Here is a 13,736-nt window from a genome sequence, read left to right as displayed (position 1 = left end):
GCAGTGCGGGAATGACCAGTCAAACATCGCAACATCAGAAAGCGCGCTGGTAAGGGATAATGCCCTGACGCAGCATCTGGTCGGTGCCTAAGCCGTAACCGGAACTCAAACCACGCAGCTCAATGTTGAATGAGATTTGGTTGTCGTACTTACTGTCGTTATTTTCCCAACCGTTGATCTTGCGTTCGTAACCCACGCGGATCGCGTAGCAGCAAGAGCTGTACTGCAGACCAACTAGCTGCGAGGCCGGTTTTTTGTTGCGCGTATCGTAGTAATACGCGCCCACCACCGACCAGGCATCAGCAATCGGCCAGCTGGCGGTGCCGCCTACCTGAGAAATACCGTTTTTGTAGATCGGGTTGTTCACCAGATCGGAGTTGTTCAGCGCGCTGGCCACATATTCCGGGCTGCTGTAGCGGTAGCTCAGCTGCAGGACGCGGTCGGCATCGCGACGATACTCCAGGACGGTATTGCCCTGGGCGACGTTATTGAGACGGGTGTCATACTGCAGCCCGCCGCGCACGCCCCAGCGATCGCTCACTTTCCAGTAGGTGTCGCCGGCCCAAATCAGGCTGCCGGTGTCATCTTCTTTGTTGGTCTGGTTTACGCCGGTACGGGAAGGCGTAAACGAGTAGATTTGACCCACGGAAACGTTAAAACGTTCAACCAGATCCTGATCATAAATACGCGTGGTGACGCCGGTCGCCACTTCATTGGCGGACGCGATGCGATCCAGGCCGCTATAGGTACGGTCGCGGAACAGACCGGTGTAGTCGGTCTGTAGCAGCGTCGAGTCGTACGGATAGATATCGCTCTGGTTGCGATAGGGAATATAGAGGTACTGAACGCGCGGCTCCAGCGTCTGGGTATAGCCCTCCGCCCAGTCCATATCGCGATCGAAGACCAGACGGCCGTCGACCTTGAACTGCGGCATGGTGCGGTTTACCGAGCTTTTCAGCTGGCCGCTCTGGCTGTTGTCGGTGCCGGCTATATTCGCGTTGTAATACTCCAGCGAATCCTGCTGATAGTGCGTTGCCAGGAACTTCGCCTGGGTATCCAGGCTGGCCCAGCCGTTGGACAGCGGCAGATCGAGCGTCGGTTCGATATGCAAGCGCGTCGCTTCGGGATAGTTGTCGTTGACGTTGGTGAACTTCACCGCCTGCGCATAGATACGGCCGTCGAACGGACCCATATCGTTCTGGTAGAAGTTCAGGTCCAGCTGCGGCTGCGCGCGATAGACGTTGGTGTTGCTGGTGTCGCCGAAGACCTGGAAATCCCTGCTGGAGAGCGTGGCGTCCCAGTTGGTGTCGGCGTAGCCGATACTGAACTTCTGCGTCGCATAGCCGTCAGTCGAACTGTAATATTTCGAGTCGAGATCGTTGAAATAGTAAGGATCGCTGACCTTGGTGTAGTTGGCGTTGAAGCGCCAGTGCTGGTCATAGACGCCGGCGTGCTGCCAGTAGAAGAGCCAGCGGTCGTTGCTTTTATCCTCGGCGATGCCGCGCGCCGCTTTGTCTTTATCGTACTGATTATCAGACGGCAGATAGTCGAACTCCATCAGACCGGCGCCGAACTGCGTCAGATAGCGAAATTCGTTCTCGAGCTGCATGCCGCGCTTCGACATATAGTGCGGCGTAATGGTGGCATCCGCCTGCGGCGCGATGTTCCAGTAGTAGGGCAGAACAAATTCGAACCCTTTGCTGCTGCCATACTTCGCGTTCGGGATCAGGAAGCCGGAGCGGCGGCGATCGCCAATCGGCAGCTGCAGATAGGGGCTGTAGAAGATCGGCACCGCGCCGAGCTTAAAGCGCGCGTTCCAGATCTCCGCCACTTCTTCCTGGCGATCCTGGATCACTTCCGAGCCCACCACGCTCCAGCTGTTGTAGCCGGGCAGACAGGAGGTGAAGCTGCCGTTTTCCAGAATGGTGTAGCGGTTGTCAGCGCGCTGCTTCATCAGGTCGGCGTCGCCGCGGCCCTGACGGCCCACCATCTGGTAGTTGCCGTTCCAGACGTTGGTGTCTTTGGTATTCAGGTTGGACCAGGCTTTCGGACCTTTCAGGATGACCTGATTGTCGTCGTAGTGCACATTACCCAGCGCGTCGACGGTGCGAACCGGCGTGGTCTGCCCCTCTTGCTGGCGCTGATGCAGCTGCATCTCATCCGACTGCAGGCGGCTGTTGCCCTGCTGAACCTCTACATTGCCGGTGAATACCGCGTCGTCTGGATAGTTCCCTTTCGCCGCGTCGGAATGAATCGTCACCGGCAGCTGGTTCGTCTGGCCGGTGACCAGCGGACGATTATAGCTCGGTACGCCCAGCATACACTGCGACATAAGATCGTCGGCCAGAGCGGACTGGCTGGATATCGCTGCGCCAATCATGGTGGCCAGCAGGGTAGGTAGTCGTTTATTCATACGCGGTATCGAGAATTCCATGAAAACTGGCATCATGCCGACAATCGGCTCAGAGACTAACGTACTGCCCGGCGTTGTGCCAGTGTTAATCCGTGTCTGTCCGCGTTGCCGTTAGGCGCTGGGATAAATGACAGGTATGATAATGCAATTTTCAGCCGCAAGCATGGCGAATTGAGGAGTTTATGCGCTACTGGGGAAAAGTTATCGGGCTGGTGCTGGGGTTGCTTTCCGGCGCCGGTTTTTGGGGCATTGTATTCGGCCTGCTGATTGGCCATCTCGTTGACAAGGTGCGCAGTGCAAAAGGACAGGCCTGGTTTGCCAATAATCAAACCCGTCAGACGCTCTTTTTTCAGACCACGTTTCAGGTGATGGGCCACCTTACCAAATCAAAGGGGCGCGTGACCGAGGCCGATATTCAAATCGCTTCTTTATTAATGGATCGCATGCAGCTGCACGGCGACGCGCGCAGCGCGGCGCAGCGCGCCTTCCGCGAGGGCAAGCAGGGCGACTATCCGCTGCGCGCCAAGCTGCGCGAGCTGCGCAGCGCCTGTTTTGGCCGCTTCGATCTGATTCGGATGTTTCTGGAAATTCAGATACAGGCGGCGTTCGCCGACGGTTCGCTGCATCCCAACGAGCGTCAGGTGCTCTACGTCATCGCCGAAGAGCTGGGCATTTCGCGCGTTCAGTTCGATCAGTTTCTGCGCATGATGGAGGGCGGTCAGCAGTTTGGCGGCGGTCAGGGCGCAGGCTACGGCGGCTATCAGCAGGCGCAGCGCGGGCCGACGCTGGAGGATGCCTGCAGCGTGCTGGGCGTGAAGAGCAGCGATGACGCCACCACCATTAAACGCGCCTACCGCAAGCTGATGAGCGAGCATCATCCTGATAAGCTGGTGGCGAAAGGGCTGCCGCCGGAGATGATGGAGATGGCGAAGCAGAAGGCGCAGGAGATTCAGGCGGCGTACGATCTGATCCGCCGCGAGAAAGGCTTTAAGTAGCGGGCCCGCCCGCTTAAAAGTCCGCGGGCTGGCGGAAGGTCATGCTGTTGCCGAACGCCGGATGGGTGATGGTCAGCGACTCGGCATGTAGCAGCAGGCGCGGCGCGCGGGCTTTCGCCTCGGGATGGGCGTAAAAGCCGTCGCCTAAGATAGGATGGCCCAGCGCCAGCATATGCACGCGCAGCTGGTGCGAGCGGCCGGTGATCGGCTTCAGCGCCACGCGCGCGCTGTTGTCGTCCAGATACGCCAGCACTTCATATTCGGTCTGCGCCGCTTTGCCGGTTTCAAAGCAGACTTTCTGTTTCGGCCGGTTCGGCCAGTCGCAGATCAGCGGCAAATCGATGACCCCTTTTTCCGCCGCCGGATGGCCCCAGACGCGCGCCACGTAGCTTTTTGACGGCTCGCGCTCGCGGAACTGTCGCTTTAGCTCGCGCTCCGCCGCCTTGGTGAGCGCCACCACGATCACGCCGCTGGTGGCCATATCAAGGCGATGCACCGATTCCGCCTGCGGATAGTCGCGCTGCACGCGCGTCATCACGCTGTCTTTGTGCTCTTCCAGACGGCCAGGCACCGACAGCAGCCCGCTTGGCTTATTGACCACCATAATGTGCGCATCCTGATAGAGGATGTGCAGCCAGGGTTCGCGCGGCGGATTATAGGGTTCCATCATTTATTCGCTTTCTGTCTAAAGTAAAAGGGGCCAACGGCCCCGATAGATTACTGATGCGTCACCACGATCAGGCGCAGCGCGTCGAGACGCCAGTTCGCCTGGCTCAGACTCTCCAGCACCTGCTGACGGTTGCTCTCCAGCGCCTCGATCTCATCCTCGCGGATATTCGGGTTCACCGCTTTCAGCGCCTCCAGACGCGACAGCTCGGCGCCCAGCTTCTCGTCCGCTTCGGCGCGCGCCGCCGCGATCAGCGCCTGCGCTTCCGGCACCACTTTCTCTTCGGCCTGCACCAGAATGGCGTGCACATCCTGCTGCACCGCGTTGACCAGCTTGCTGCCGGTGTGGCGGTTCACCGCGTTAAGCTGGCGGTTGAAGCTCTCGAACTCCACCTTGCCCGCGAGGTTGGTGCCGTTGCGATCCAGCAGCATGCGGATCGGCGTCGGCGGCAGGAAGCGGGTCAGCTGCAGATGCTTCGGCGCCTGCGCCTCAACCACGTAGATCATCTCCACCAGCAGCGTGCCGACCGGCAGCGCCTTGTTTTTCAGCAGCGACAGCGCGCAGCTGCCGGTGTCGCCGGAGAGGATCAGATCCAGACCGTTGCGGATCAGCGGATGCTCCCAGGTGATGAACTGGGTATCTTCGCGCGACAGCGCCTGGTCGCGGTTAAAGGTGATGGTGCAGCCATCTTCCGGCAGCCCAGGGAAATCGGGCACCAGCATATGGTCGGACGGCGTCAGCACGATCAGGTTATCGCTACGATCCTCCTGATTAATGCCGACGATATCGAACAGGTTGAGCGCAAAGTTCACCAGCTCGGTGTCGTTGTCCTGCGCGGCGATCTCCGCCGCCAGCGCCTGCGCCGACTCGCCACCGTTGGAGTTCAGCTCCAGCAGGCGGTCGCGTCCGTTCTCCAGCTGCGCCTTCAGCGACTCGTGCTGCTTGCGGCAGTCGGCGATAAATTCATCCAGGCCTTCGCTGTTTTCCGGCGCGGCGAGGAAGTCGATCAGCGGCTGATGCACGCTGTCGTAGATGGTGCGGCCGGTCGGACAGGTGTGCTCGAAGGCGTCCAGCCCTTCGTGATACCAGCGCAGCAGCACCGCCTGGGCGGTTTTCTCCAGCCAGGGCACGAGGATTTGAATGTCGTGCGCCTGGCCGATGCGATCGAGACGGCCGATACGCTGCTCCAGCAGATCCGGATTAAACGGCAGATCGAACATCACCAGCCGGCTGGCGAACTGGAAGTTGCGTCCTTCTGAGCCGATCTCGGAGCAGAGCAGCACCTGTGCGCCGTTCTCTTCCGAGGCGAACCAGGCGGCGGCGCGGTCGCGTTCGATAATCGACAGCCCTTCATGGAACACCGCCGCGCGGATACCTTCACGCTCGCGCAGCACCTGCTCCAGCTGCAGCGCGGTGGCCGCTTTGGCGCAGATCACCAGCACCTTCTCTTTGCGATTGCTGGTCAGGTAGCCGAGCAGCCACTCGACGCGCGGATCGAAGTTCCACCAGGTGCCGGTGTCGCCTTCGAACTCCTGATAAATCTGCTCGGGGTAGAGCAGGTCGCGTGCGCGCTCCTCGGCGCTTTTGCGCGCGCCCATAATGCCGGAGACTTTGATCGCGGTCTGATACTGCGCGGGCAGCGGCAAGCGGATCTGATGCAGTTCGCGTTTCGGGAAGCCTTTCACGCCGTTGCGCGTGTTGCGGAACAGCACGCGGCTGGTGCCGTGGCGATCCATCAGCATGGCGATCAGCTCTTTGCGCGCGTCCAGCTTGCCGTCGCGATCGCTGTTGGCGACCTGCAGCAGCGGCTCGATATCCTGCTCGCCCACCAGGTCGTTGATGATGTTCATCTCATCCTGCGAGATGGCGTTGTCGGCCAGCAGCGAAGAGACCGCGTCGGCGACCGGACGATAGTGCTGCTGCTCGTCGACGAACTGCGCAAAGTCGTGGAAGCGGTTGGGATCGAGCAGGCGCAGACGGGCGAAATGGCTCTCCATGCCCAGCTGTTCCGGCGTCGCGGTCAGCAGCAGCACGCCGGGGATCTGCTCCGCCAGCTGCTCGATAACCGCATATTCGCGGCTCGGCGCGCCTTCGCTCCAGGCGAGATGGTGCGCTTCGTCGACCACCATCAGGTCCCACTCGGCGTCCGCCAGCTGCTCGAGGCGCTGCTTGTTGCGGCGCACGAAATCGAGCGAGCAGATAATTAACTGTTCGGTCTCAAAGGCGTTGTCGCTGTCGTGCTGCGCTTCGGCGTAGCGATCGTCGTCAAACAGCGCGAAACGCAGGTTAAAGCGGCGCAGCATCTCCACCAGCCACTGATGCTGCAGGGTTTCCGGCACGATGATCAGCACGCGCTCGGCGCGTCCGGCCAGCAGCTGCTGCTGGATAATCATGCCCGCCTCGATGGTTTTGCCGAGGCCCACTTCGTCCGCCAGCAGTACGCGCGGCGCGTGACGGCGGCCCACGTCGTGGGCGATATGCAGCTGGTGCGGGATCAGGTTGGTGCGCATGCCGCGCAGGCCGCTGACCGGCAGGCGATACTGGGCGCTCTGATATTTGCGCGCGCGAAAGCGCAGGGCGAAGCGATCCATGCGGTCGAGCTGGCCGGCGAACAGGCGATCCTGCGGTTTGCTGAACACCAGCTTGCTGTCGAGCATCACTTCCCGCAGCACGACGTCACTTTCTTCGGTATCAAGACGCGTGCCGATATAGGTCATCAGGTCATTTTCATTGCGGACTTCATCGACGCGCATTTGCCAGCCTTCGTGGCTGGTCACCGTATCGCCCGGATTAAAGATTACGCGGGTCACCGGGGAGTCGTTACGGGCGTACAGACGGTTTTCGCCTGTCGCCGGAAACAGCAGCGTAACCATGCGGGCGTCTGCCGCCACTACCGTACCCAGTCCCAGTTCACTTTCCGTATCACTAATCCAGCGTTGACCTAATGTAAAAACCATATCTTTTTAGCTCGAATTTTTAATGAATTTTTGGTGATGATCCCCGACCACAGGCAATACCTTTTCCCCAGACAAAGAGGCGTCTGGTCAGGTTATAAGAGCGGTGAGATGCAGGAAGGGCGCTATGGTACTGGAAGGCAGGCCGTTCGTCACCTGTCAAAAAAGCCCCAGCTGCCCAGTAATCAGTGTAGCAAAGTCGCCGTCGACGAAAGGCAAAATGCCGTCAGCCACCGGCTGCAGCTGCTTGCTGACGTAGTGATCGTAGTCCAGCGGCGTGACGCGCGCCTCCAGCGGCTCGGGGCCGGCCGTCGCCATTACGTAGCGAATGGAGCCGCCGTTCTGGTACTGCAGCGGCCGGTTCAGCTTGCGGTTCTGCTCGTCCGCCAGCCGCGCGGCGCGCACGTGCGGCGGCACGTTGCGCTCATAGTCGGCCAGCGGGCGGCGCAGCCGTTTTTTATACACCAGCTGGTCGTCCAGCTCGCCCGCCAGCAGGCGCGCCACGGTGTCGCGCACGTAATCCTGCCAGGGTTCGCCGCGAAAGATGCGGCCGTAGAGCGCCTGCTGAAACTGCTGCGCCAGCGGCGTCCAGTCGGTGCGCACCGACTCCAGCCCTTTGAACACCATGCGCTCGCTGGCGCCGTCGCGGATCAGCCCGGCGTAGCGCTTTTTACTGCCCTGTTCGGCGCCGCGAATGGTCGGCATCAGGAAGCGGCTGAAGTGGTTTTCATACTCCAGCTCCAGCGCGCTGGTCAGACCGTACTGCTGCTGCAGATGCTCGCGCCACCAGAGGTTGATCTGCTCCGCCAGCGCGCGGCCGATGGCGGCCGCCTCCGCCTCGCCGTGCGGCGCTTTCAGCCAGACGAAGGTTGAGTCGGTATCGCCGTAAATCACATCAAAGCCCTGCGCTTCAATGAGCTGGCGCGTCTGCTGCATAATGGCGTGGCCGCGCAGGGTGATTGAGGAGGCGAGGCGAGGATCGAAGAAGCGGCAGGCGCTGGTGCCAAGCACGCCGTAAAAGGCGTTCATGATGATCTTTAGCGCCTGCGACAGCGGCTGATTGCCCTGCTGTTTGGCCGCTTCGCGTCCCTGCCAGATCTGCTCAACAAGGGCGGGCAGACAGTGCGTTTGTCGCGAGAAGCGCGCCTCGCGGAAGCCAGGCACGGAATCGGCGTCGTCGGGATGCGCCAGCCCTTCCACCAGGCCAACCGGATCGATCAGGAAGCTGCGGATAATCGACGGATAGAGGCTTTTGTAGTCGAGCACCAGCACCGAGTCGTAGAGGCCGGGACGCGAATCCATCACATAGCCGCCTGGGCTCGCCTCCGGCGCGATCTCGCCGAGATTTGGCGCGACAAAGCCGGCGCGGTGCATGCGCGGAATATAAAGATGGTTAAAGGCCGCCACCGATCCGCCGTGACGATCCGCCGCCAAACCGTTCACCGACGCGCGCTCCAGCAGAAACGGCATAATCTCGGTTTTATGGAAGATGCGCGTGACCAGCTCGCAGTCTTTGAGGTTATAGCGCGCCAGCGCCGGCTTATCGTTGGCGAAGCGCCAGTTGATCTCCTCCATGCGGTGCCAGGGATTGTCGATCGCCTTGCCTTCGCCCAGCAGGGTTTGCGACACCGACTCAAGGCTAAAAGAGGGGAACATCCAGAAGGCGGATTTCAGCGCCTCGATGCCGTCGATAATCAGACGGCCCGGCGCGCCGGCGGCAAAGACGCCAGGCTTGAAGCCGTGCTCGCGCCACTCCAGCGGCGTATTCTGGCGGCCGAGGCGCAGCGGGATGCCGTAGCGATCGGCGTGCTTTTGCAGCACGCGCAGATCGAACTGAATGACGTTCCAGCCGATCAGCACGTCGGGATCGTGTTCGGCGAACCAGACGTTGAGCGCCTCCAGCAGCTGCGGGCGCGTATCGAGATAGGTCAGCTCGAAGTCGAGCGCGCTGGCGTCGCCGTTGGGCGGGCCCAGCATAAAGACCTGCCGCTGGCCGCAGCCCTCCAGCCCGATGCAGTAGAGTTCGCCGTGCTGGGTGGTTTCAATATCCAGCGACACCCACTTCAGCGGCGGACGGTAGTCGGGATGCGGCTTCAGGCGGGCGTTGACCAGCGCGTCGCCCTGCGGCTCGCCGCTGAACCAGACCGGCGCGGTGATAAAGCGCTCCATCAGGAAACGCTCCGGCGGCCGGATATCCGCTTCATAAACCGGAATACCCTGTTCGCGCAGCAGCTTCTCCAGCCGCTGCAGCTGGCGATGCTGGCGACAGTAGAGGCCGAATACCGGGCGGCGGCGAAAATCCCTCAGCGCCAGCGGCTGGAAGCGCACCTGGCGCTCGTCGCGCAGCAGCGCTTCCACCTGCGGCTGATAGTCGCGCGGAATAAAGGCCACCGCCTCCTGAGCGGGCAGCACCAGACGCTGCGCGCCGCTGTCGGTGGCCAGCCAGAAGATGATTTCAGTGCCCTGAGCGCTGTCGCGCCAGTGACGAGTAAGCAGGAATCCTGCGCGCGGCGTATTCACATCGGCTCCAGAGGAAAAAACAGCCAGAGTATATCATGGTTATTTATCCAGTGCGCGCGGGCGCGCTTTTGTCAATATCACCCTACAATTCTTACCTTGACGCTGCCGCGCCGCCTCTGGACAATCCAGCATCCGAAATCTGAGAAGGACGGTTATGGAAGCCTGGATTCAACATCTGTTTACGCAGTCGCTGGAGTACGCGCTGATCGCCGTTGCGCTGGTGACCTTTCTTGAATCGCTGGCCTTTGTCGGCCTGCTGCTGCCGGGCACCGTGATGATGGCGAGCCTGGGCGCGCTGGTGGGCAGCGGGCAGATTGGGCTCTATCCCGCCTGGGCGGCGGGCATTGTCGGTTGCCTGCTGGGCGACTGGCTCTCTTACGGCATCGGCTGGAAGTTTCAGGGGCCGCTGCACCGCTGGAAATACCTGCAAAAATACAAAGGGCTGCTGGATAAAACCGAGCACGCGCTGCATCAGCACAGCATGTTTACCATCCTGGTCGGGCGCTTTGTCGGGCCGACGCGTCCGCTGATCCCGCTGGCGGCGGGCATGCTCGAGCTGCCGGTGCGCAAATTTCTGCCGCCGAACCTGATCGGCTGCCTGCTGTGGCCGCCGCTCTATCTGCTGCCGGGCATTCTGGCGGGCGTGGCGATCGACGTGCCGAAGGACGCGCAGAGCGGCGCCTTTAAGTGGCTGCTGCTGCTGGTGGCGCTGCTGGTGTGGCTGGGCTGCTGGCTCGGCTGGCGCTGGTGGCGCAGCGGCAAAAGCCGCGACTGGGCGACGCCGTATCTGCCGCCTGCGCGCCTGCGCTGGCTGGCGCCGCTGGGCATGATCGTCGCGGTGGCCGCCTTCGCCGCCATCCAGTTCCATCCGATGATGCCGATGTTCCGTCGGCTGCTATGGCAGGTCTTTTTTGCCTGACGCGCGCGCGATGCCGAGCACCTCGGCTTCGCGCGTAGTGCCCGACAACAGCGCCTCGGTCGCGCCGTCCCAGTAGACGCGGCCGTCGACGATCACCAGACTGCGCGGCGCAATCTGCTGCGCATCCTCCAGGCTGTGCGACACCATCAACAGGGTGATCGCCCGCGCCTCGCAGACGCGCCGCACCAGCTGCAGCATCTCGTTACGCAGCGCCGGATCGAGCGCCGAAAAGGGCTCGTCGAGCAGCAGCACCGGGCGCTCGCGCAGCAGACAGCGCGCCAGCGCCGCGCGCTGCCGCTGACCGCCGGAGAGCTGGCCCGGCAGGCGCGTCAGCAGATCGCTTAACCCCACCTGATCGGCAATCTCCTCCAGCTGGCGCCGCTGCGCGGCGTTGAGCTTCAGCCCCGGATGCAGGCCCAGCGCCATATTCTGCTGCACGTTAAGGTGCGGAAACAGGTTGTTCTCCTGAAACAGCATCGACACCGGACGCTGCGACGGCACGCTGTGGGTGTGATCCGCGCCGTCGATGCGCAGCGCGCCCTGGCTGACCGGCAGAAAGCCGGCGATCAGGCTCAGCAGCGTGCTTTTGCCCGCGCCGCTTGGCCCCAGCACCGCCAGCCGTTCACCGCGCGCGGCGCTGAGGCTGAAACGCATCGGCAGATGTTGATAGAGATAGGTCAGATTAGTCAGTGTCAGCATGGCGGCCAGGAAGGGATTCCATCAGGGTAAACAGCAGCAAACAGAGCGCCAGCAGCAGCAGCGCGGTGACCGCGCCGTCTGCGCCGCGGTAGGCGCCGGTCTGCTGATAGAGGTAAAAGGGCAGGGTGCGGAAGTCGGCGCTGCCGAACAGTGCCACCACGCCGAAGTCGCCGATAGAGAGCACGCAGGCGAAGGCCAGCGCCTGCGCCAGCGGACGCTTCAGCGCGCGCAGTTCGATCAGCCGCAGCCGGTTCCAGCCGCTGACGCCCAGCGAGGCGCAGAGATGCGTATAGCGCTCGGCAAGATCGCGCATCGGATTTTCCAGCACCTTGAGCGCATAGGGCACGGCGAGCAGCGCGTTGGCGAAGATCACCAGCCCGTCGGGCGAGTCGGGCAGGCCGGTGGTGGCGTTGAACAGCAGAAAGAAGCCGGTCGCCAGCACGATGCCCGGCATCGCCAGGATCAGCATGCCGCTGGTTTCTATAAGCTGCGCAGGCAGCAGGCGCTGACGCAGGCGCAGCTCGCGGCTGCTCCACAGCAGCATCATGGTCAGCGTGACGCAGAGCACGCCGGCGCCGACAGCGATGCGCAGCGAGGTCAGGGTCGCCTGCCACAGCGCCGGCTGCGCCAGCGCGCCGCCCGACGCGCCGCGCAGCCCGTCAACCACCACCGCCAGCAGCGGCGGCAGCAGCAGCAAGAGGGCCAGCGTGATAATCAGCGCGTCGGCAAAGCGCGCGCGCCGCGAATCCTGCGGATCGCGCCAGCCGCGCAGCGGCGTGCTGCCCGCTGGGATCGCCTTGCTGAAGCGCTGGCTCAGCAGCACCAGCGTCAGGCAGAAGGCGAGCTGGATCAGCGCCAGCAGCGCGGCGCGGCCGGGATCGTAGTCGTAGCTCAGCGCCTGAAAGATCGCCAGCTCAACGGTGGTGGCCTGCGGGCCGCCGCCGAGCGACAGCACGGTGGCGAAGCTGGCGAAGCAGAGCATAAAAATCAGCGCGCCGGTCGGCAGCAGCTGACGGCGCAGCCAGGGCCACTCCAGCAGGTGGAACAGATGCCAGCCGCGCAGGCCGAGCTGGGCGGCGAGCTGACGCTGCTCGCCGGGAATGCTCTCCAGCGCCTGCAGCATCAGGCGCGTTGCCAGCGGCAGGTTGAAAAAAACGTGCGCCAGCAGAATGCCCTGTAGCCCATAGGGCGAAAAGCGGTAGTCAACGCCGAGCAGCTGGCAGAGCTGCGCCAGCCAGCCGACCCGGCCATAGACCGTCAGCAGGCCGAATACCGCCACCAGCACCGGCAGCACCAGCGTCATGGCGCAGAGGCGCAGCAGCAGCTGGCGGCCGGGAAAGCGGCGCCGGTAGAGCGCGCGCGCCAGCGGGATCGCCGGCAGCAGCGACAGCAGCGCGGAGAGCAGCGCCTGGGTAAAGGAGAAGCGCACCACATGGCGCAGATAGCTGTCGTGCAGCAGCCCACGCCAGTCGCCCGTCGGCGCGCTGAACCAGAGCGCGCCGAACGCCAGCAGCGCCACGGCGAGCAGCAGCAGCGCAGCAGCGCCGCCCGGCACCAGCCACAGCGGGATTAGCGGCTGACGGCGCGTTGCCATGCGCTAATCCAGCTGGCGCGCTGCTGCGCCACGTCCTGCGGGCTATAGTGCAGCGCGGTTTGCGGCACGCTCAGCGTCTGGAAACCGGCGGGCAGATCGCTTTTGATCACCGGATACATCCAGTTGCCGGTCGGGATGGCGTTCTGGAAGGCGGGCGTCAGCATAAACTGCATGAACTGCTGCGCCAGCTTCGGCTGCTTGCTGCTGGCGAGCTGCGCGGCGACTTCTACCTGCAGGTAGTGGCCTTCGGCGAACGGCGCGGCGGCGTAGTTCGCTTTCTTCTCTTCAATCAGGTGATAGGCGGGCGAGGTGGTGTAGCTCAGCACCAGATCCCCTTCGCCTTTCAGGAACAGTCCGTAGGCTTCGCTCCAGCCTTTGGTCACGGTGACGGTTTTCTGCGCCAGCTTCTGCCAGGCCTCGGGCGCCTTGTCGCCGTAGACCTTCTGCATCCAGAGCAGCAGGCCAAGGCCTGGGGTGCTGGTGCGCGGATCTTCATAGATGACACGCCACTTCTCCGGGCTTTCCACCAGTTCTTTCAGGCTGGTGGGCGGGTTTTTCAGGCGCGTTTTATCGTAGACGAAGGCGAAGTAGCCGTAGTCGAAGGGCACGAAGGTCTGATCCTGCCAGCCGCCTGGCAGCGTCAGGCTATGGAGATCGACCGTGCTTTTGGCGAACAGGCCGGTCTGCTGCGCCGCCTGCAGCAGATTGTTATCGAGGCCGAGCACCACGTCGGCCTTGCTGTTCTTGCCCTCCATGCGCACGCGGTTCAGCAGCGAGACGCCATCTTCCAGCGCCACATAGTTCAGCTCGCAGCCGCACTGCGCTTCAAACGCCTTTTTAACCGCCGGGCCGGGGCCCCATTCGGCGGAGAACGAGTCGTAGGTATAGACGGTCAGGGCAGGTTTGGCCGCCAGCGCCGGCACGGACAGCAATATCAGCAGAGGGAGAATCTGTTTAACCACTTTGCGCTCCAGG

Annotated in this window: 9 protein-coding genes; 2 read left to right on the top strand and 7 right to left on the bottom strand. The window is 62.7% G+C overall.

Annotation, left to right across the window (positions count from 1 at the left end; genetic code table 11):
• Positions 1 to 34: 34 nt before the first annotated feature.
• The gene (gene lptD / locus MC269_RS15550) at positions 35 to 2,413 is read right to left on the bottom strand and encodes an LPS assembly protein LptD (RefSeq protein WP_239952947.1); all 2,379 of its coding nucleotides are present in this window, start codon (positions 2,411 to 2,413) and stop codon (positions 35 to 37) included.
• 182 nt (positions 2,414 to 2,595) lie between these two features.
• Here lptD and djlA point away from each other — a divergent pair, with 182 nt between their 5' ends.
• Positions 2,596 to 3,408 (top strand): co-chaperone DjlA, encoded by an 813-nt coding sequence (djlA, locus tag MC269_RS15545; RefSeq protein WP_081138659.1) that lies wholly within the window; start codon positions 2,596 to 2,598, stop codon positions 3,406 to 3,408.
• A gap of 13 nt (positions 3,409 to 3,421) precedes the next feature.
• Here djlA and rluA read toward each other — a convergent pair whose 3' ends face one another.
• The 3 genes from rluA to polB all read right to left on the bottom strand — a co-directional run bounded on the left by rluA (position 3,422) and on the right by polB (position 9,549).
• Complete coding sequence (gene rluA, locus MC269_RS15540; RefSeq protein WP_371824385.1) at positions 3,422 to 4,075, bottom strand: bifunctional tRNA pseudouridine(32) synthase/23S rRNA pseudouridine(746) synthase RluA; 654 nt, start codon at positions 4,073 to 4,075, stop codon at positions 3,422 to 3,424.
• 50 nt (positions 4,076 to 4,125) lie between these two features.
• Positions 4,126 to 7,032: an RNA polymerase-associated protein RapA gene (rapA, locus tag MC269_RS15535; protein ID WP_081138654.1), complete on the bottom strand. Its 2,907-nt coding sequence runs from the start codon at positions 7,030 to 7,032 to the stop codon at positions 4,126 to 4,128.
• Between the two features lie 156 nt (positions 7,033 to 7,188).
• Positions 7,189 to 9,549 (bottom strand): DNA polymerase II, encoded by a 2,361-nt coding sequence (polB, locus tag MC269_RS15530; protein ID WP_239952946.1) that lies wholly within the window; start codon positions 9,547 to 9,549, stop codon positions 7,189 to 7,191.
• A 154-nt stretch (positions 9,550 to 9,703) separates the two neighbouring features.
• Here polB and MC269_RS15525 point away from each other — a divergent pair, with 154 nt between their 5' ends.
• Complete coding sequence (locus MC269_RS15525) at positions 9,704 to 10,468, top strand: DedA family protein (RefSeq protein WP_081138648.1); 765 nt, start codon at positions 9,704 to 9,706, stop codon at positions 10,466 to 10,468.
• Here MC269_RS15525 and thiQ read toward each other — a convergent pair.
• Genes thiQ through thiB form a run of 3 tightly spaced genes read right to left on the bottom strand, consistent with a single transcriptional unit; the run spans position 10,445 to position 13,723 of the window.
• A complete protein-coding gene (thiQ, locus tag MC269_RS15520) occupies positions 10,445 to 11,167 on the bottom strand; it encodes a thiamine ABC transporter ATP-binding protein ThiQ (RefSeq protein WP_239952945.1) in 723 nt (240 codons plus the stop codon). The genes MC269_RS15525 and thiQ overlap by 24 nt on opposite strands.
• Entirely contained in the window at positions 11,151 to 12,761 is a 1,611-nt protein-coding gene (gene thiP / locus MC269_RS15515) for a thiamine/thiamine pyrophosphate ABC transporter permease ThiP (RefSeq protein ID WP_239952944.1), read from the bottom strand. The genes thiQ and thiP overlap by 17 nt, the downstream gene beginning before the upstream one ends.
• Positions 12,737 to 13,723: a thiamine ABC transporter substrate binding subunit gene (gene thiB, locus MC269_RS15510; protein ID WP_239952943.1), complete on the bottom strand. Its 987-nt coding sequence runs from the start codon at positions 13,721 to 13,723 to the stop codon at positions 12,737 to 12,739. The genes thiP and thiB overlap by 25 nt, the downstream gene beginning before the upstream one ends.
• Between the last annotated feature and the right edge of the window lie 13 nt (positions 13,724 to 13,736).

Source organism: Pantoea sp. Z09 (assembly GCF_022394795.1).
Taxonomy (GTDB): Bacteria; Pseudomonadota; Gammaproteobacteria; order Enterobacterales; family Enterobacteriaceae; genus Pantoea; species Pantoea latae.
Note: the sequence above shows the minus strand (reverse complement) of the source record. Positions and strands in the feature narration are given on the sequence as shown.

Bases quoted from the DNA above. Each gene is read 5' to 3' on its own strand.
- MC269_RS15525 (WP_081138648.1), top strand. From the start codon at position 9,704: ATGGAAGCCTGGATTCAACATCTGTTTACGCAGTCGCTGGAGTACGCG.
- thiQ (WP_239952945.1), bottom strand. From the start codon at position 11,167: ATGCTGACACTGACTAATCTGACCTATCTCTATCAACATCTGCCGATG.
- rluA (WP_371824385.1), bottom strand. From the start codon at position 4,075: ATGGAACCCTATAATCCGCCGCGCGAACCCTGGCTGCACATCCTCTAT.
- rapA (WP_081138654.1), bottom strand. From the start codon at position 7,032: ATGGTTTTTACATTAGGTCAACGCTGGATTAGTGATACGGAAAGTGAA.
- djlA (WP_081138659.1), top strand. From the start codon at position 2,596: ATGCGCTACTGGGGAAAAGTTATCGGGCTGGTGCTGGGGTTGCTTTCC.
- thiP (WP_239952944.1), bottom strand. From the start codon at position 12,761: ATGGCAACGCGCCGTCAGCCGCTAATCCCGCTGTGGCTGGTGCCGGGC.
- lptD (WP_239952947.1), bottom strand. From the start codon at position 2,413: ATGAATAAACGACTACCTACCCTGCTGGCCACCATGATTGGCGCAGCG.